Source organism: Ruminococcus sp. RTP21484sp1_RTP21281st1_A8_RTP21281_210402, from assembly GCF_040914025.1.
Lineage (GTDB): Bacteria > Bacillota > Clostridia > Lachnospirales > Lachnospiraceae > Blautia_A > Blautia_A faecis.
Window position 1 is genome coordinate 76355 of the sequence record NZ_JBCPGE010000014.1, and the last position, 18421, is coordinate 94775.

An 18421-nucleotide genomic window follows, 5' to 3' on the forward strand; every position below is an offset into this window, starting at 1 on the left:
CAGTAACAATTTTTTAATGTGATTGCAATAATGGCTCTTATGTGTTATTATTTAAAGGAGTATCGAATGAAAATGAATAATATAACATTAATTGGAATGCCCGGTGCAGGTAAAAGCACACTGGGCGTTGTTCTTGCGAAAATACTTGGATATGAATTTTTAGATTCAGACCTTTTAATACAAAAAGAAGAAAAAAGACGTCTTTATCAGATCATTGATGAAGAAGGAGAAGATGGTTTCAAGGCCATTGAGAATCGCGTAAATGCGTCGATTGATACAGAGAATACTGTAATTGCTACTGGGGGAAGTGTGGTATATTGCAGTGAAGCCATGGAACACTTGAAATCAATTGGGAAGGTAGTTTACCTCAGCCTTTCTCTGGAGTCTCTTGAGAAACGGCTTGGAAATCTTAAGAAGCGGGGAGTTCTTCTGAAAGAAGGACAGACCTTGAAGAGTTTATATGAGGAGCGAGTTCCCTTATACGAGAAATATGCAGACATTGTGGTAGATGAAGAAGGGAAAGATTTGGAAGCAAGTCTGCAGGCACTTTTGGAAACACTACAGACAGGGGTTATTAAGTAACTGTAGATCGTTACTATTCGCGGAATGAGTTACGATGAACGAAGTGAACAGTAACTGTGAATCAGAGGAGGGCTGTCAGGTTATTGGAGAGAAATTGACAATAGCCTTTTTGGCTCGCGGAGTAAGAATAATAGAGGTGTATTATGGAACAGTATGTGATTAAAGGTGGAAATCCGCTTGTTGGTGAAGTAGAGATAGCAGGTGCAAAGAATGCAGCGCTGGCTATTTTATCAGCAGCCATTATGACGGATGAGACAATTCTCATCGAGAATCTGCCTGACGTCAGAGACATCAACGTTTTACTGGAGGCAATAGCTGGCATCGGAGCACAGGTTGACAGAATCAATAAATCAACTGTTAAGATCAATGGTTCTACCATTGGTGATGTAAGTGTAGATTATGAGTACATTAAGAAGATCCGTGCATCTTACTATCTTCTTGGTGCATTACTTGGTAAATATAAAAGAGCGGAAGTTCCTCTTCCAGGTGGCTGCAATATCGGAAGCCGTCCGATCGATCAGCATCTGAAAGGATTCAGAGCCCTTGGTGCGAAAGTTGATATTCTTCATGGAGCCATTGTTGCGGAAGCATCAAATCTCCATGGAAGCCATATTTTCCTGGATGTAGTATCTGTAGGAGCGACCATCAATATTATGATGGCAGCATCTCTTGCACCAGGACGTACGATTATTGAAAATGCTGCCAGAGAGCCACACGTAGTAGATGTTGCCAACTTCCTGAACAGCATGGGAGCCAATATCAAAGGTGCTGGTACAGATGTGATCCGTATCAAGGGTGTTGAGAAGCTTCACCGCACAGAGTATTCTATCATTCCGGACCAGATCGAGGCAGGAACCTTTATGTTCGCTGCAGCAGCTACCGGTGGTGATGTCACAGTTAAGAATGTAATTCCAAAGCATCTCGAAGCTACTACAGCCAAGCTTGAGGAAATCGGATGTGAAGTTCAGGAGTTTGATGATGCCGTACGTGTACGTGCAGTGGGCAGACTTCATCGCACTCATGTGAAGACTCTTCCATATCCGGGATATCCGACTGATATGCAGCCGCAGATTGCGGTTACCCTGGCACTTGCAGAGGGAACCAGTATTGTAACTGAGAGTATTTTTGAGAATCGCTTCAAATATGCAGATGAGCTTTCCAGAATGGGAGCATGTATCAAGGTTGAAGGCAATTCCGCAATTATCGATGGCGTGAATAAGCTCACTGGTGCAAGGGTAAGTGCACCGGATCTTCGTGCAGGGGCAGCTCTTGTTATTGCAGGACTGGCAGCAGAGGGAATCACCATTGTGGACGATATTGTTTACATCCAGCGTGGCTATGAGAACTTCGAAGAGAAGCTTCGCAGCCTTGGCGCAGAGATCGAGAGAGTTTCCAGTGAGAAGGATATCCAGAAATTCCGCCTGCGTGTAGGGTGAATTGTTAATTTCAGATCGCAGCCTGACCGCCTTGATCTGTTAAGCATCAGACTTAATCTGGTGAAAAAATAGTCATAAGACATTAAATGTCTATTGACAATTATAAGCAATCAGTATATTGTATTGCTTGCAACAGGAAAACTGAAGAATAGCCTTTTATTCAGAGTGGTGGAGATACATAGGATCTATGAAGCCACGGCAACCCCTCGAAAGAGAGGAAGGTGCCAACCTGAGCGAGTGATCGAACAATAAGAGGATTGTTTATATAAAAAGTCATTTATAAGACAGTCCGCTTGTCCGGGCTGTTCTTTTTTTTCGCGGAAAACATACAACGCAGCGCAGATAGATATTAGCTGTTTTGGAAATTTTCGCTCCATTGAAGAAAGGGAAAAACAAAAGAATGGAAAACAAAGAAAAAATCTTATTTACTTCTGAATCTGTAACCGAAGGTCATCCGGATAAAATCTGTGATGCTATTTCTGATGCCATCCTGGATGCTTTGATCGCACAGGATCCGATGAGCCGTGTAGCTTGCGAGACTGCAACTACAACAGGTCTTGTTCTGGTTATGGGTGAGATCACTTCCAAGGCAAATATCGATATCCAGTCAATCGTAAGAGAGACAATCCGCGAGATTGGTTATACTCGTGGAAAATTCGGATTTGATGCTGATACATGTGCAGTAATCACAGCACTTGATAAACAGTCTGCTGATATTGCAATGGGTGTTGATAAAGCACTTGAGCAGAAAGAGAATCAGATGGATGAGGACGAGCTTGACTCTATTGGAGCTGGTGACCAGGGAATCCAGTTTGGTTATGCTTCCAACGAGACAGAAGAATACATGCCATACGCAATCAACATGGCACACAAACTTTCCCGTCAGCTGACAAAAGTCCGTAAAGATGGCACTCTGAAATATTTAAGACCAGATGGAAAAACTCAGGTAACAGTTGAGTATGATGAGAATGGCAAACCAAGCCGTATTGATGCAGTTGTTTGCTCTACTCAGCATGACCCGGATGTTACACAGGAGCAGATCCATGCAGACATCAAGAAATATGTATTTGATGAGATCATCCCGGCTGAAATGGTAGATGAGGATACGAAATACTTTATCAACCCGACCGGACGTTTCGTTATCGGTGGACCAAACGGCGACAGCGGTCTTACAGGACGTAAGATCATTGTTGATACTTATGGCGGAACAGGACGTCACGGCGGCGGTGCTTTCTCCGGAAAAGACTGCACAAAGGTTGACCGTTCTGCAGCTTATGCAGCACGTTATGTTGCAAAGAACATTGTTGCAGCAGGTCTTGCTGACAAGTGCGAGATCCAGCTTTCCTATGCAATTGGTGTTGCACATCCGACTTCTATTCATGTAGAAACATTTGGCACAGGTAAAGTATCTGATGCGAAACTGGTAGAGATCATCCGTGAGAACTTTGACCTTCGTCCGGCTGGAATCATCAAAATGCTTGATCTCCGCCGCCCGATCTACAAACAGACTTCTGCATACGGACACTTCGGCCGTACAGATGTAGATCTTCCGTGGGAGCATCTGGACAAGGTTGATGATCTGAAGAAATATCTTGCGTAAAATTTGGTTAAAAGAAAATGGCTTGTATTGAAGCCTGCTTGAAAATTCCATATTAAAGTTAGAGCCTGGAAGAGACTAGTATATAGCAGAAGAAGTCTTTTCCAGGTTTTTTTATGTTGAAAAAACTGCATATTATCGAGCTATTTTTTATAGAAAATTAAGAGATGAAATCAGAGCTTTATGCTATAATCTATATAAATCGGGTGAAGCAGCTTCATACGACAGGGAAGCTGTTGAAAATTTCCGTAAAAAGAAGAAAAAGGATAGAACTGTTATGAAGCTAAAAACAAGAATCGTTCTGGGATTCACCATGATCATTCTTATGCCTCTGCTTCTGTTTGCCGCCACTTTGTATGGATTCAGCCAGTCACAGGCGCAGAAAGCACAGGCAGTGACTGAGAGCGATGGAACAGTATATGATATTTCCATAACAGACTCAGCCGACAGTCAGGGCAGGGTACATGTAATGGCCAAGGATTTGTTTATCAGTGCGTTTGTAATCCTGATCTCCGTTGCTTTGGTAGTTGGTCTTTGGGTATATCGCAGCATTGCCGTTCCATTGGTTAAATTAAAAAAAGCGACGCAGAATATAAAAGAGGGCAACCTGGATTTCGTTCTGGATGTAGAAGGAAAAGACGAATTTTCTGAGCTCTGTCAGGATTTCGAGGAAATGCGCCGCCGTCTGAAAGAATCTACAGAAGAAAAAAGCCTTATAGAAAAAGAGAACAGAGAGCTGATCAGCAACATTTCCCATGATCTGAAAACTCCGATCACAGCAGTGAAAGGATATGTAGAGGGAATCATGGATGGAGTGGCAGATACCCCTGAGAAAATGGATCGCTATGTCCGCACCATCTACAACAAGACAAATGAGATGGATCATCTGATCAACGAGCTGACTTTTTATTCCAAAATCGATACCAACCGCATTCCTTATACCTTTAGCAAACTAAATGTGGAAGATTATTTTGAAGATTGTTCAGAAGAAGTTGGTCTGGAACTTGAGACCAGGGGAATTGAGCTGGTTTATGCCAACTACGTGGAAAAAGACGTTATGGTAATTGCCGATGGGGAGCAGATCCGCCGCGTTATCCATAACATTATCAGCAACGCTATCAAATATATGGACAAGCCTAAAGGAATCATTCAGATCCGAATCAAGGATGTGGGTGATTTTATCCAGATTGAGATTGAGGACAATGGGAAAGGTATTGGCCCGAAAGATCTGCCTTATATTTTCGACCGTTTTTACCGTACAGATGTTTCGCGAAATTCTTCCAAAGGCGGAAGCGGAATCGGTCTTTCCATTGTAAAGAAAATTCTGGAGGACCATGGGGGAAAAGTATGGGCCACAAGCCGTCTTGGAATCGGCACGATCATGTATTTTGTACTTAGAAAATACCAGGAGGTACCAATGAAATGAGCAGAATTCTGATCATTGAAGATGAAGAAGCGATTGCAGAGCTTGAGAAAGACTATCTGGAGCTCTCAGGATTTGAAGTTATAATCTGCAACAGAGGCGATCTGGGGCTTAATATGGCATTGAAAGAAGATTTTGACCTGATTATTCTGGATCTGATGCTGCCGGAGATAGACGGGTTTGAAATCTGCCGCCAGGTAAGAGAAGCTAAGAATACTCCGATCATTATGGTTTCCGCGAAGAAAGATGATATTGACAAGATCCGCGGTCTTGGACTTGGGGCTGACGATTACATGACCAAGCCATTTAGCCCAAGCGAGCTTGTTGCCAGAGTAAAGGCACATATGGATCGCTATAACCGTCTGATCGGTTCCACCACGCAGAAGAACGACATTATTGAGATTCGTGGAATCAAGATCGACAAGACTGCCCGCCGCGTCTGGGTAAATGGCGAGGAGAAAACTTTTACCACCAAGGAATTTGATCTGCTCACATTCCTGGCCCAGAATCCAAACAGAGTTTTTACAAAGGAAGAGCTTTTCAGGGAAATCTGGGATATGGAATCGGTAGGTGATATTGCTACAGTTACGGTTCATATCAAGAAAATCCGTGAGAAAATTGAGTATAATAATGCCAAGCCGCAGTATATCGAGACCATCTGGGGCGTGGGATACAGATTTAAAGTGTGATAATTTCTGATTACAAAATGGTTGCTGTGAATGATATTATTTTGCTCAGATACTGTTATGATATTATTTTAGAGCGTGTTTGAAAAAGATGACATAATTTCTGAGAAAATTGAGAGGTAAAATGAGAAGACTATATAAAGAATTGGAGAACTACGGCAAATCCGACTTCTATCCTTTCCACATGCCAGGTCACAAGCGGAATAAGGCGTGCATAGAGGGAGATTTTCCCATTGAACGTGATATTACGGAAATAGACGGATTCGACGATCTGCATCATTCTGAGGGAATTTTACTTGAAGCGCAGAATGCCTTATCCAGAATGTACGGCACTAGGAAAAGTTTTTTTAGTGTCAACGGAAGTACAGCAGGAATTCTTACTGCCATTTCCGCATCTGTGAAAAAGGGTGGACAGATTCTGGTGGCCAGAAACTGTCATAAGGCTGTTTACCACGCAATATACCTCCGGGAACTGGTTCCCACATATATTTATCCACAATCTGACAACGATTTGGGGATAAATGGTTCAATTTCCGTATCCCGTGTGGAAAGATATCTTGAGGAAAATCCGAAAATCGAAGCAGTACTTATTACATCGCCTACTTATGATGGCGTGGTTTCAGATGTGCGTCAGATTGCGGAGGCTGTCCACAAATATGGAATTCCGCTGATCGTGGATGAAGCCCACGGTGCTCATTTCAGATTCTCTGACTATTTTCCCGTTTCAGCAGCAGATCTGGGAGCAGATGTGGTGATCCAGAGCTTTCACAAAACATTGCCGGCCATGACCCAGACTGCAGTGCTTCATCTGTGCAGTGAACGTGTAAGTGAGAAGCTGATCCGCAGATTTCTTGGAATTTATGAGACCAGCAGTCCGTCCTATATACTTATGTCCAGTCTGGATGCCTGTGTAGCGAAACTGGAAAAAGACAGCGGACGATTATTTGATGAATTTACGGAAAATCTGGAAGCCGCCCGCAGACAGCTTGGTCAGCGCAGGTATATACGTCTGTTACAGACACCGGAAGAGACTGGGGAAGAAAAGGACGAACAGGGCACAACAGAAATATTTGATTATGACCGCTCTAAGCTGATTCTGTCCACATTGCACAGCAGTTTAAATGGTCCGGAACTTGCGGGAATCCTTCGAAGAAAATATCATTTGGAAGTTGAGATGACTACAGAGAATTATGTGCTTGCGCTGGCAGCAGTTGGAGACACCAGGGAAGGATTCCGGAGACTTTGCAAAGCTATAGAAGAAATCGACAGACAGGAAGCTGAACTGGCAGAGAAGAGCAGGAATATAACAGAGAAAATAGCTGTTGGAAATTCAGATTATGTACCGGAAGTGGAAAGGCAGAAGTGTGTTAAATGTAATTCTGAAGATTGTGAAAGATGTGAAAAAAAGGATACCCGCAGCGATGGCTTGCGAAATGAAAAATATGCCTTCAAGTGTGGTCCTATGAAGCAGCTTATGTCCATTTCCAGGGCAATGGATGCCCCATCCCAGCTTTGTCTTCTGGAAGAAAGTGCAGGGAAAATTGCCGCAGAATTTGTATATCTTTATCCGCCGGGGATTCCCATTATTGTTCCAGGCGAACAGATTACTGGACTTTTTACAAGGAATGTGAGAAGATATATGGAACAGGGACTGAATCTTCACGGTCTTTGCGGAGAAAATAACGAAACAATAAGCGTAGTAAAGGAGCAGGCAGAGGTGTAACCCCTGCCTGATACATTATGGGAAAAATATTTTACATTATGGGAAAAAGCGCATCTGGTAAGGATCATATATATGCCAGGCTGGCAGCACATGAGGGATTGGGACTTAAGAAGCTGGTTCTTTATACTACCCGCCCAATCCGTGCAGAGGAAGAGAATGGTAAACAGTACTATTTCGTGGATGATAAAAAGCTGGAAGAATTTCGAAGCAGCGGAAATCTGATCGAGGCCAGAGCTTATCATACAGTACATGGAATCTGGAACTATTTTACAGCAGATGACGGTCAGGTGGATTTGGAAAATGCTGACTATCTGGGAATCGGTACACTTGAATCTTATGTGAAAATGAGAGAATACTATGGAAAAGAGAATGTTTGTCCTGTTTATATCGAAGTGGAGGACGGAGAGCGTCTTGCAAGAGCATTGAAAAGAGAGCGTGGTCAGGAGATACCCCGCTATGAGGAAATGTGCAGAAGATTTCTTGCAGATCAGGAGGATTTTTCCGAAGAAAAAATTGCTGCTGCCGGGATTACGAGAAAATTCCAGAATGTTGATCTGGAGGAATGTGTAGAAGAAATTGCTGAATATATTAGACAGGCATAATGTGCATCGCGAAGCGCGTTACTGGTCACGGAGTGAACAGTAACACATTTTTTGTTGATAAGTGAATAAATTCACAAAAAACTATAGCATGATTTTGTCGTACATGATAGAATTAAAGGGTAAATACATTTAGAGTGTATTTGTACAAAATAAGCTATGCAGGGGTGCTGACCGCAGCCTTTGACAATAGCGAAAATGATAGGGTGAGGTGATTCCGATGTTAGGGTTTAACGACATTATAGGACATGAAGAGATAATCAGACATTTGAAGAATGCCATACAGACAGAGAAAGTGTCCCATTCGTATATTTTTACAGGTGACCCTGGTTCTGGAAAGAAATTGCTGGCAGGAACCTATGCGATGACATTGCAGTGTGAAGAGGGCGGTACGGAGCCTTGCGGACATTGTGATTCCTGCAAGAAGGCAATCGGTAAGAATCACCCGGATATCATTATGGTGACCCATGAGAAGCCAAATGTGATTACAATTGACGAAATCAGGGAACAGATTATCAATGATGTGGATATTAAGCCATACTGCAGCCCATACAAGATTTATATTGTGGCAAATGCAGAGCTGATGAATCCCCAGGCACAGAATGCTCTTCTGAAGACCATTGAAGAGCCGCCGGAATATGCAGTTATCATGCTTCTCACAAGCAATATTGATGCTCTGCTGCCGACCATTCGTTCCAGATGTGTACGTCTGGATCTGAAGGTTGTAGATGACGGTCTGGTAAAGAAGTACCTGATGGAGCATCTCCATATACCGGATTATCAGGCTGAGATCGATGCTTCCTATGCTCATGGCAGTATTGGCAGAGCGAAACAGGTAGCTACTTCCCAGGAGTTTGCAGATATGACCCAGAATGCACTCCGCATCCTGAAGAATGCAGACGGAATGGAAGTATATGAGCTTACAGAAGCAATCAAGGAGCTTTCCAATGACAAGCAGAACATCAGTGACTATCTGGATCTTTTCCAGTTCTGGTTCCGTGATGTACTGATGTTTAAGGCTACACGGGAAGTTGATAATCTTGTATTTAAGCAGGAAATAAATTATATAAGGGAACAGGCAAGCCAGCGTTCCTATGAGAACCTGGAGAAGATTCTGGATGCACTGGAGAAAACAAAAGTACGTCTTCGTGCCAATGTAAATACAGAACTTGCTCTTGAGCTTCTGTTCCTTACAATCAGGGAGAAATAGAATGGCAAAAGTAGTAGGCGTAAGATTTCGGAATGTAGGTAAGATCTATTACTTCAATCCGAAGAACTATAAAGTGAAACCGGGCGATCATGTAATTGTGGAGACTGCCCGCGGTGTTGAGTATGGAAAGGTGGTGCTTGCACCTAAGGATGTGGTGGATGACCAGGTGGTACATCCTTTGAAGGAAGTGCTTCGTGTGGCTACCAAAGACGATGATGAAAGAGAGAAGTATAACAGGGAGCGTGAGAGGGACGCTTTCAAGATCTGCCAGAAGAAGATTCGCGAGCATGGACTTGAGATGAAGCTGATTGACGCAGAGTATACTTTTGATAACAATAAAGTGTTGTTTTACTTTACAGCAGACGGCAGAATTGATTTTCGCCAGCTGGTAAAGGATCTTGCATCTATTTTTAAGACAAGAATTGAACTTCGCCAGATTGGTGTAAGAGATGAAACAAAAATTCTTGGAGGAATCGGTATCTGCGGCAGATGTCTCTGCTGTCATACTTATCTTTCCGAGTTTGCACCTGTATCCATCCGAATGGCCAAGGAACAGAATCTCTCTCTGAACCAGACGAAGATTTCAGGTGTATGCGGAAGACTGATGTGCTGTCTGAAGAATGAGCAGGAGACCTATGAGGAGCTGAATCGCAGACTTCCGGGAATCGGAGATACGGTAACTACTCCAGACGGAATCCAGGGCAATGTACAGAGTGTAAATGTACTCCGCCAGCTTGTAAAGGTAGTAGTAGAAATTGGTGATGAGAAAGAAATTCAGGAATTCCCTGTAGGCGAACTGAAATTCCGTTCCAGAAAAAAGAAAGTAAAAGTCTCTGAACAGGAATTAAAGGAACTGAAGGATCTTGAAGATAAAAAGGGAGATTCCAAATTAGATGATTAATGATCTTGTGAAGGAGAATGAGCGGGTAGATGATCTGCAGAATGGCTATTATATCATTCAGGATCCCCGGAAATTCTGCTTCGGTATGGACGCTGTTCTTTTATCTGGGTTTGCCAGAGTGAAGAAGGGAGAGAAGGTTCTCGATATGGGAACGGGAACTGGTATTATTCCGGTACTCCTTGCTTCCAAGACTGTGGGAGAGTATTTCACAGGTCTGGAAATCCAGGAAGAGTGTGCCGAAATGGCGGCAAGAAGTGTGAAATACAATAACCTGGAGGACAGGGTCAGTATCAGACAAGGTGATATTAAGGAGGCTGTCAGTATTTTCGGGGCAGCTTCTTTTCATGTTGTCACCTGCAATCCGCCCTATATGATCGGGCAGCATGGACTGACCAATCCGCATATGCCAAAGGCAATCGCCCGACATGAGATCCTTTGTACTCTTGAGGATGTGGTAAGCCAGGCTTCGAAGCTTCTTGGAGACAGAGGACGTTTTTACATGGTACACAGACCGTTCAGACTGACAGAAATTATGCAGGTTTTGACGAAATATAAGCTGGAGCCTAAGCGTATGCAGCTTGTTTATCCATACATTGACAGGGAGCCTAATATGGTGCTCATAGAAGCCCTGAAAGGCGGCAATTCCCGGATTACTGTGGAAAGACCGCTGATCGTGTATGAGAAGCCGGGAGTTTATACAAAGGACATTCTGGAAATGTACGATATGATTTAAAAAGATCGCAAATAAAAAATGAAAAACAGATGATTGCAGAAGGGAGAAAAATATGAGTGGTAAATTATATCTATGTGCCACGCCAATCGGAAATCTGGAGGATATTACGCTTCGCGTGCTCCGTGTTCTGAAGGAAGTGGATCTGATCGCTGCGGAAGACACCCGCAACAGTATCAAGCTTCTCAATCATTTTGACATAAAAACTCCAATGACCAGTTACCATGAGTACAACAAAGTGGAGAAAGCCTACACCCTCATTGAGAAAATGCAGGAGGGTCTGAATGTGGCTCTGATCACAGATGCGGGAACACCTGGAATTTCTGACCCAGGGGAAGTATTGGCTGCTATGTGTTACGATGCCGGAATTGAAGTAACTTCGCTTCCAGGCCCGGCAGCATGCATCACGGCTCTTACCCTGTCCGGACTTTCCACCCGCAGATTTGCATTCGAGGCCTTTTTACCTCCGGATAAAAAAGAGAGGAAAGCCATTCTGGAAGAGTTGAAAAACGAAACCCGCACCATCATCCTTTATGAGGCACCCCATCACTTGGTTGGTACCCTGCAGGAATTGTACCAGGCTCTTGGAAACCGCAGAATGACTCTTTGCCGTGAGCTTACCAAGAAGCATGAAACGGCATTTCGGACAACAATCGAAGATTTGATTGCTTTTTACAAAGATCAGAAGCCCCTTGGAGAGTGTGTCCTGGTGATCGAGGGCAGAAGCCGAAAGGAAATGGAACAGGAGTCACAGGAATCCTGGAGAGACATCTCCATTGAGGAACATATGGTGATTTATGAGAATCAGGGGATCGCACGCAAAGAGGCAATGAAGATGGTTGCAAAGGATCGAGGTGTGACAAAAAGAGATATTTACCAGGCGCTTTTGCTGCAAAAATAGAGAAGAAACTGTTCTGGCAGGTGTTATTCCTGACAAGCAGACATATAGGGGGAGATAAGGCGTATTTTTGACGGATATCCGTTGAAAATACGCCGTTTTTTTTACATCTTGAAATGGCTTTTAACTGGCAAAAACGGGGATTTTGTGCTATAATAAATCTGTATTTTTATGCGCAAAAACAGGAATGAGATCTGGCAGCAGAAATGAGCCGTAAATTCCTGTAACTTTTTAATAGATCATAGCAGGAGGAATATCATGGGCGAAACAAATACAGAATACGGAGCGGACCAAATCCAGATTCTGGAGGGTCTGGAAGCCGTACGTAAGAGACCAGGTATGTACATTGGAAGTACATCCAGCCGTGGTCTCCATCATCTTGTATACGAAATCGTGGACAATGCCGTAGATGAGGCACTGGCTGGTTACTGTACAGAAATAAATGTAGCGATCAATCCTGATAACTCCATCACAGTTGTAGACAATGGACGAGGCATTCCGGTAGGAATCAATCATAAAGCCGGTATTCCGGCAGTAGAGGTGGTATTTACCATTCTTCATGCCGGCGGTAAGTTTGGCGGTGGAGGATACAAGGTATCAGGAGGTCTTCACGGTGTAGGGGCATCCGTTGTTAATGCACTTTCTGAATGGCTTGAAGTATCAATCTGCAGAGATGGAAAGAGATATGAGCAGCGTTATGAACGTGGTAAGACAATGTATCCGCTTAGGGAAGTGGGAGAATGTGGCGATTCTACCGGAACTACTGTTACTTTCCTCCCGGACAAGCAGATATTCGAGGAGACTGTATACGATTACGATATCCTGAAACAGCGTCTCCGTGAAATGGCTTTTCTTACCAAAGGTCTGAAGATCATTCTTACTGACAAGCGGGAAGGTATGGAACGGGAGAAAACTTTCCACTATGAAGGTGGTATCCGTGAATTTGTAACTTATCTGAACAGAAGTAAAGAAGCTCTTTATCCGGAGATCATTTACTGCGAGGGTGAGAAGGACGGTGTGGCTGTTGAAGTTGCCATGCAGCACAATGATTCTTATACAGAGAATACTTACGGATTTGTAAACAATATTAATACTCCTGAAGGCGGTACCCATATTACCGGTTTCAGAAATGCCATTACAAACACATTTAACGATTACGCCAGAAAGAATAAGCTTCTCAAGGACAGCGAGCCAAACCTTTCCGGTGATGACATCCGAGAAGGTCTGACGGCCATTGTCAGCGTTAAAATTGGCAATCCACAGTTTGAAGGCCAGACGAAGCAGAAACTTGGCAACAGTGAGGCCAGGGGAGCTGTAGACAGTGTTGTAAGCAAACAGCTGGAGATTTTTCTGGAACAGAATCCTGCTGTAGCCAAGGCAACTGTAGAGAAGTCTGTACTTGCCCAGAGAGCCAGAGAGGCAGCGCGTAAGGCTCGAGATCTTACAAGAAGGAAGTCTGCCCTTGACAGTATGTCCCTTCCAGGCAAGCTTGCCGATTGTTCGGACAAGAATCCGGAGAATTGCGAAATCTATATCGTAGAGGGTGATTCCGCGGGTGGCTCTGCGAAGACAGCTCGTAACCGTGCTACACAGGCTATCCTTCCTCTTCGTGGAAAAATCCTGAACGTAGAGAAAGCCCGTCTGGACAAGATTTATGCAAACAAAGAGATCAAGGCTATGATCACAGCCTTTGGCACCGGTATTCATGATGATTTCGATATTTCCAAACTGAGATATCACAAGATCATCATTATGACTGATGCCGATGTTGACGGTGCCCACATTGCCACACTGCTTCTTACATTCCTGTACAGATTTATGCCGGAACTGATCAAGCAAGGCTATGTATATCTGGCACAGCCGCCGCTGTACAAGGTCGAGAAGAACAAGAAGGTATGGTACGCTTACGATGACGATGAGCTGAATGCCATCCTTACAGAGATAGGACGAGACTCCAACAATAAGATCCAGCGTTACAAAGGTCTGGGAGAGATGGATGCAGAGCAGCTTTGGGAGACTACCATGGATCCTGAGAAGCGTATTCTTCTCCGCGTTACAATGGATGAGGCAGCTACCTCCGAAATTGACCTTGTATTTACCACACTTATGGGTGACAAGGTAGAACCAAGACGTGAATTTATCGAAGAGAATGCACGCTTTGTAAAGAATCTGGATATCTAGGGGAGATAGAACAATATGGATGACAAGATTTTTGACCAGGTCCATGATGTGGATCTGGAGAAAACCATGAAAGAATCTTACATCGAATATGCTATGAGCGTTATTGCCTCAAGAGCACTTCCTGATGTAAGAGATGGTTTGAAACCGGTACAGCGTAGAGTGCTGTATTCTATGATCGAATTGAACAACGGTCCGGATAAGCCACATCGTAAATGTGCCCGTATCGTTGGTGATACCATGGGTAAGTATCATCCTCATGGTGACAGCTCTATTTACGGAGCACTTGTAAATATGGCACAGGACTGGTCTTTCCGCTATACTCTTGTTGACGGACATGGAAACTTCGGTTCTGTGGACGGCGACGGCGCAGCTGCCATGCGATACACTGAGGCCCGCCTGAGCAAAATTTCCATGGAGATGCTTGCTGACATTAATAAAGATACTGTAGACTTCCAGCCAAACTTTGATGAAACTGAGAGAGAGCCAAAGGTGCTTCCTTCCAGGTTCCCGAACCTGCTGGTCAATGGTACTACAGGTATTGCTGTTGGTATGGCTACCAATATTCCGCCTCACAATCTTCGTGAGGTTATTAATGCTGTTGTAAAAATTATTGACAATACCATTGAGGAGCAGAGAGAAACCACAATTGAAGAGCTTCTTGACGTTGTAAAAGGTCCGGATTTCCCTACAGGAGCTACTATTCTCGGAAGAAGGGGAATCGAGGAGGCATACCGCACAGGCCGCGGAAAGATCCGTGTACGTGCAGTATCAAATATTGAGACCTTACCAAATGGAAAATCACGTATTATCGTTACGGAGCTTCCCTATCTGGTAAATAAAGCCCGGCTGATCGAGAAGATCGCAGAGCTTGTCCGTGATAAAAAGATTGATGGAATTACTGACCTGAATGATCATTCCAGCCGTGAGGGAATGCGTATTTGTATTGACCTGCGTAAAGATGCCAATGCAAATGTTGTTCTGAATCAGCTGTACAAGCATACCCAGCTGCAAGATACTTTTGGCGTTATTATGCTTTGCGTGGTACCTCAGGGCGACAGCCTTGTACCAAAGGTACTGAATCTGAAAGAACTTCTGGAGCATTATCTGGCTCATCAGGAGGACGTTGTTACCAGAAGAACCAAATATGATCTGAATAAAGCACAGGAACGTGCCCACATTTTGGAAGGCTTGCTGAAAGCCCTGGATAATATCGACGAAGTTATCAGAATCATTCGTGCTGCCCGCAATGTTCAGATTGCGAAGCAGGAATTGATGGACAGATTTGAACTGACGGATGTGCAGGCTCAGGCTATTGTAGATATGCGTCTGAGAGCTCTCACCGGTTTGGAAAGAGAGAAGCTGGAAGCAGAATATGCAGAATTAGAAGAGAAGATCCGCAAATTCCTGGCAATTCTTGCAGACAGAAATCTCCTTCTTCGTGTTGTAAGGGAAGAAATCCTCGCAATCGCTGACAAATATGGCGATGAGAGAAGAACTGCCATCGGATATGATGTCTATGATCTTTCCACAGAAGATCTGATTCCAAGGGAAAATACTGTCATTACTATGACAAAACTTGGTTATATCAAGAGAATGACTGTAGATAATTTCCGCAGCCAGAACAGAGGCGGACGTGGAATCAAGGGAATGCAGACCATAGATGACGATTATATCGAAGAACTGCTTATGACTACTACTCACCATTATCTGATGTTCTTTACCAATACAGGACGTGTATACAGACTAAAAGCATACGAGATCCCTGAGGCAGGAAGAACTGCAAGAGGTACTGCAATTGTCAATCTTCTGCAGCTTATGCCAGGTGAGCGCATTACATCTGTTATTCCTATGCGTAAATTCGAAGAAGGCAAGTATCTGGTTATGGCAACTAAGGCTGGTCTTGTGAAGAAGACACCTATGGAAGAATATGCAAATGTACGTAAGACAGGTCTTGTGGCAATCACACTTCGTGATGATGATGAGCTTATTGAAGTTAAGGCTACAGACGATACAAAAGATATTATGCTTGTGACGAAAGACGGTATGTGCATCCGTTTCAAGGAGACTGATGTAAGAAGTACCGGAAGAAGCTCCATGGGTGTTCGGGGTATGAATCTTGATCCTGGAGATGAAGTTGTGGCAATGCAGCTGAATTCTCAGGGAGATTACCTGCTTGTAGTATCTGAAAATGGTATGGGCAAACGTACTGCTATGAGTGAATTTACCTGCCAGAACCGTGGCGGTAAGGGTGTGAAGTGTTACAAGATCACCGAGAAAACCGGTAATGTGATTGGTGCTAAAGCTGTCAATGAAGAAAACGAGATTATGATGATCACTACAGAAGGAATCATTATTCGTATTACCTGTGCCGGAATTTCTATTCTTGGAAGAATCACTTCCGGAGTGAAGCTGATCAATCTGGATGAGGGTGTAACAGTGGCAAGTCTTGCCAAGGTTCGCGAGAAAGCAGAGGGAAATACGGAGAACGGCAGCAGTGAGGAGCCGACTGAGGAGACTGAGGAAGTTTTTGAAGAAGAGGATTCACAGGATACAAATGATGCAGAATAAAGGAATCTGTGAAGTATGAAAAAAAGAACCAGAATTTTAATCCTGGGTATTGCCATGATGTTTATCATGGCAATGTCCGGATGCGGCGTAAATCATAAATCGCCGGAGGGAGTAGTGGAAGCCCTCATAAAGAATTATGTAAGCGGAAGTGAGAAGAAGGTGAAGCAGTGTTATTCTCAGGAAAAGGATACCAATGAACTTCTGCAGAATGAGATTGATGCTACTTTGAAATATTTTGCTGCTCATAATCCAACAAAAGTAAAGGTGGAACAGTGCGATATTCTTTCCGAAAACGGTGACTATACTTACGTGTACATTATTTACAATCTGGTATTGGAAAATGACCAGGAGTATCCATGCGTAGGAACCTATATGACGGAGAAAAAAGATGGTAAATACTATGTAATGTCACCTTCCGAGATCACAGATGATCTGCGGAATCAGGCTGCGGATGACTATGCCAAGTTTATGACTGCAGATTCTTATAAGACTTATACGAAAGCATACAATGTATTTATCAAAAAGAACCCGGGGTATGAGGAGAAAATTGCAAATAAGCTGGATGCAGAGTAGAAGGGAGGCTGCTGCAGGATGATTGAATCTTGCAGTGGCCCTTTTTCATATCGTGATTTGATATGGAACCGAAAAATATTTTTATCGCACTGGGGAGTTTTGCATAGAGGAAAGGAGCTTGGAAATGAAAAGAATCATTGTAATGGTACTGAAGAATATTATATTCGTACCATATTATTGGATCATGCTGAACTGGTATGCTGCGCATGTGGATAAATACACAGAGGAACAGCGCTATGCCATGTTGAAAAAAATTGACCATGCAGCTAATCGTGGAGGAAATCTTCATATAGACGGCCATGGAGTAGAAAATATACCTTCGCAAAATGGATTTATGTTTTATCCGAATCACCAGGGATTGTATGACGTGCTTGCCATAATGGAGGTCTGCCCGGTACCTTTTTCAGTAGTTGCAAAGAAGGAAGTTGGAAATGTACCGTTTTTGAAGCAGGTATTTTCATGTATGAAGGCATTTTTGATTGACAGGGAAGATATTAAACAATCTATGCAGGTGATCATTAATGTAACGAAAGAAGTAAAAGCAGGAAGAAATTATCTTATTTTTGCAGAAGGGACCAGAAGCAAAAATGGAAACCATCCTCAGGAATTTAAAGGCGGAAGTTTTAAGGCTGCCATGAAAGCAAAATGTCCGATTGTACCGGTTGCATTGATTGATTCTTATAAAGCATTTGATACCGGTTCTGCAAAAATGCTGAATGTTCAAGTGCATTTTCTGAAGCCCATGGAATATGAAGAATATAAAGATATGAAATCAACTGAGATTGCCGCAGAGGTAAAAAGAAGAATTGAAGAGACTATCCGGGCGAATGAAAATAAATAAAAAATAAAAAACTTAAAAAAGATGTTGACAAGAAGTGATCTTTTAAGTATAATAACAAATGCGCTACGAAAGATGCGCAACTCCACAATTTAACATTGGTTAAGTAGTTCGGAGACTGGAGAAGTACTCAAGAGGCCGAAGAGGTGCCCCTGCTAAGGGTATAGGTCGTTAACGCGGCGCGAGGGTTCAAATCCCTCCTTCTCCGCTTTTGATTTTTTAAAATTTTAAATTTAAAAAATCAAAAAATGGTTGACAAAGCTTTCTACTTGTGGTAAAGTAGACAAGTCGTCAATAAAGACAAAAAACTTCATCAAAAAAGTTTTGAAAAAAACTTAAAAAAGTTCTTGACAAATAAAAAGAGATGAGGTAAAATAAACAAGCTGTCGCAAAGAGATGACAGCGAAACAACCTTGATAACTAAACAGTGAAACACATACGATTCTCGAAAATTCTTAACGAATCATCATTCAAAA

At 43.1% G+C, this 18421-nt stretch carries 15 protein-coding genes, 1 tRNA gene and 1 riboswitch; all 16 genes read left to right on the top strand.

Annotated features, from left to right (window positions below; all coding sequences use genetic code 11):
- Positions 1 to 66 precede the first annotated feature (66 nt).
- The 16 genes from AB5170_RS08830 to AB5170_RS08905 all read left to right on the top strand — a co-directional run bounded on the left by AB5170_RS08830 (position 67) and on the right by AB5170_RS08905 (position 18153).
- Complete coding sequence (locus AB5170_RS08830) at positions 67 to 582, top strand: shikimate kinase (RefSeq protein ID WP_330589405.1); 516 nt, start codon at positions 67 to 69, stop codon at positions 580 to 582.
- Between the two features lie 143 nt (positions 583 to 725).
- Positions 726 to 2018, top strand: a complete 1293-nt coding sequence (locus AB5170_RS08835; RefSeq protein WP_118580853.1) for a UDP-N-acetylglucosamine 1-carboxyvinyltransferase — start codon at positions 726 to 728, stop codon at positions 2016 to 2018.
- A 153-nt stretch (positions 2019 to 2171) separates the two neighbouring features.
- Positions 2172 to 2273: riboswitch (SAM riboswitch) on the top strand.
- A gap of 145 nt (positions 2274 to 2418) precedes the next feature.
- Positions 2419 to 3618, top strand: coding sequence for a methionine adenosyltransferase (gene metK, locus AB5170_RS08840; RefSeq protein ID WP_195392121.1), 1200 nt, complete (start codon positions 2419 to 2421; stop codon positions 3616 to 3618).
- A gap of 274 nt (positions 3619 to 3892) precedes the next feature.
- Positions 3893 to 5041, top strand: a complete 1149-nt coding sequence (locus tag AB5170_RS08845; RefSeq protein WP_195392122.1) for a cell wall metabolism sensor histidine kinase WalK — start codon at positions 3893 to 3895, stop codon at positions 5039 to 5041.
- Complete coding sequence (locus tag AB5170_RS08850) at positions 5038 to 5727, top strand: response regulator transcription factor (protein WP_118580859.1); 690 nt, start codon at positions 5038 to 5040, stop codon at positions 5725 to 5727. Before AB5170_RS08845 ends, AB5170_RS08850 begins: the two co-directional genes overlap by 4 nt.
- Positions 5728 to 5848: 121 nt before the next feature.
- Complete coding sequence (locus AB5170_RS08855) at positions 5849 to 7447, top strand: aminotransferase class I/II-fold pyridoxal phosphate-dependent enzyme (protein WP_368361761.1); 1599 nt, start codon at positions 5849 to 5851, stop codon at positions 7445 to 7447.
- 17 nt (positions 7448 to 7464) lie between these two features.
- The gene (locus tag AB5170_RS08860) at positions 7465 to 8049 is read left to right on the top strand and encodes a guanylate kinase (protein WP_118580862.1); all 585 of its coding nucleotides are present in this window, start codon (positions 7465 to 7467) and stop codon (positions 8047 to 8049) included.
- Between the two features lie 217 nt (positions 8050 to 8266).
- Positions 8267 to 9256, top strand: coding sequence for a DNA polymerase III subunit delta' (gene holB / locus AB5170_RS08865; protein WP_118580865.1), 990 nt, complete (start codon positions 8267 to 8269; stop codon positions 9254 to 9256).
- A 1-nt stretch (position 9257) separates the two neighbouring features.
- Positions 9258 to 10157 (top strand): stage 0 sporulation family protein, encoded by a 900-nt coding sequence (locus tag AB5170_RS08870; RefSeq protein WP_118580868.1) that lies wholly within the window; start codon positions 9258 to 9260, stop codon positions 10155 to 10157.
- A complete protein-coding gene (locus AB5170_RS08875; RefSeq protein ID WP_313718032.1) occupies positions 10150 to 10890 on the top strand; it encodes a tRNA1(Val) (adenine(37)-N6)-methyltransferase in 741 nt (246 codons plus the stop codon). The genes AB5170_RS08870 and AB5170_RS08875 overlap by 8 nt, the downstream gene beginning before the upstream one ends.
- A gap of 52 nt (positions 10891 to 10942) precedes the next feature.
- Entirely contained in the window at positions 10943 to 11788 is an 846-nt protein-coding gene (gene rsmI / locus AB5170_RS08880; RefSeq protein WP_313718031.1) for a 16S rRNA (cytidine(1402)-2'-O)-methyltransferase, read from the top strand.
- Between the two features lie 255 nt (positions 11789 to 12043).
- Entirely contained in the window at positions 12044 to 13966 is a 1923-nt protein-coding gene (gene gyrB / locus AB5170_RS08885; protein ID WP_368361762.1) for a DNA topoisomerase (ATP-hydrolyzing) subunit B, read from the top strand.
- Positions 13967 to 13981: 15 nt separating this feature from the next.
- On the top strand, positions 13982 to 16534 hold the full coding sequence (gene gyrA, locus AB5170_RS08890; RefSeq protein WP_173716663.1) for a DNA gyrase subunit A: 2553 nt from the start codon (positions 13982 to 13984) through the stop codon (positions 16532 to 16534).
- 15 nt (positions 16535 to 16549) lie between these two features.
- Positions 16550 to 17107 (top strand): hypothetical protein, encoded by a 558-nt coding sequence (locus tag AB5170_RS08895; protein WP_173716664.1) that lies wholly within the window; start codon positions 16550 to 16552, stop codon positions 17105 to 17107.
- A 124-nt stretch (positions 17108 to 17231) separates the two neighbouring features.
- Positions 17232 to 17948, top strand: a complete 717-nt coding sequence (locus AB5170_RS08900) for a 1-acyl-sn-glycerol-3-phosphate acyltransferase (protein ID WP_118580877.1) — start codon at positions 17232 to 17234, stop codon at positions 17946 to 17948.
- Positions 17949 to 18065: 117 nt separating this feature from the next.
- Positions 18066 to 18153: transfer RNA gene (locus AB5170_RS08905), tRNA-Ser, on the top strand.
- The last annotated feature ends 268 nt before the right edge of the window (positions 18154 to 18421 follow it).

Excerpts from the sequence above, each read along its gene's own strand:
- holB (WP_118580865.1), top strand. The coding sequence starts at position 8,267 with ATGTTAGGGTTTAACGACATTATAGGACATGAAGAGATAATCAGACAT.
- AB5170_RS08855 (WP_368361761.1), top strand. The coding sequence starts at position 5,849 with ATGAGAAGACTATATAAAGAATTGGAGAACTACGGCAAATCCGACTTC.
- gyrB (WP_368361762.1), top strand. The coding sequence starts at position 12,044 with ATGGGCGAAACAAATACAGAATACGGAGCGGACCAAATCCAGATTCTG.
- AB5170_RS08900 (WP_118580877.1), top strand. The coding sequence starts at position 17,232 with ATGAAAAGAATCATTGTAATGGTACTGAAGAATATTATATTCGTACCA.
- AB5170_RS08830 (WP_330589405.1), top strand. The coding sequence starts at position 67 with ATGAAAATGAATAATATAACATTAATTGGAATGCCCGGTGCAGGTAAA.
- AB5170_RS08870 (WP_118580868.1), top strand. The coding sequence starts at position 9,258 with ATGGCAAAAGTAGTAGGCGTAAGATTTCGGAATGTAGGTAAGATCTAT.
- AB5170_RS08835 (WP_118580853.1), top strand. The coding sequence starts at position 726 with ATGGAACAGTATGTGATTAAAGGTGGAAATCCGCTTGTTGGTGAAGTA.
- AB5170_RS08845 (WP_195392122.1), top strand. The coding sequence starts at position 3,893 with ATGAAGCTAAAAACAAGAATCGTTCTGGGATTCACCATGATCATTCTT.
- metK (WP_195392121.1), top strand. The coding sequence starts at position 2,419 with ATGGAAAACAAAGAAAAAATCTTATTTACTTCTGAATCTGTAACCGAA.
- rsmI (WP_313718031.1), top strand. The coding sequence starts at position 10,943 with ATGAGTGGTAAATTATATCTATGTGCCACGCCAATCGGAAATCTGGAG.
- AB5170_RS08875 (WP_313718032.1), top strand. The coding sequence starts at position 10,150 with ATGATTAATGATCTTGTGAAGGAGAATGAGCGGGTAGATGATCTGCAG.
- AB5170_RS08850 (WP_118580859.1), top strand. The coding sequence starts at position 5,038 with ATGAGCAGAATTCTGATCATTGAAGATGAAGAAGCGATTGCAGAGCTT.
- AB5170_RS08895 (WP_173716664.1), top strand. The coding sequence starts at position 16,550 with ATGAAAAAAAGAACCAGAATTTTAATCCTGGGTATTGCCATGATGTTT.
- gyrA (WP_173716663.1), top strand. The coding sequence starts at position 13,982 with ATGGATGACAAGATTTTTGACCAGGTCCATGATGTGGATCTGGAGAAA.
- AB5170_RS08860 (WP_118580862.1), top strand. The coding sequence starts at position 7,465 with ATGGGAAAAATATTTTACATTATGGGAAAAAGCGCATCTGGTAAGGAT.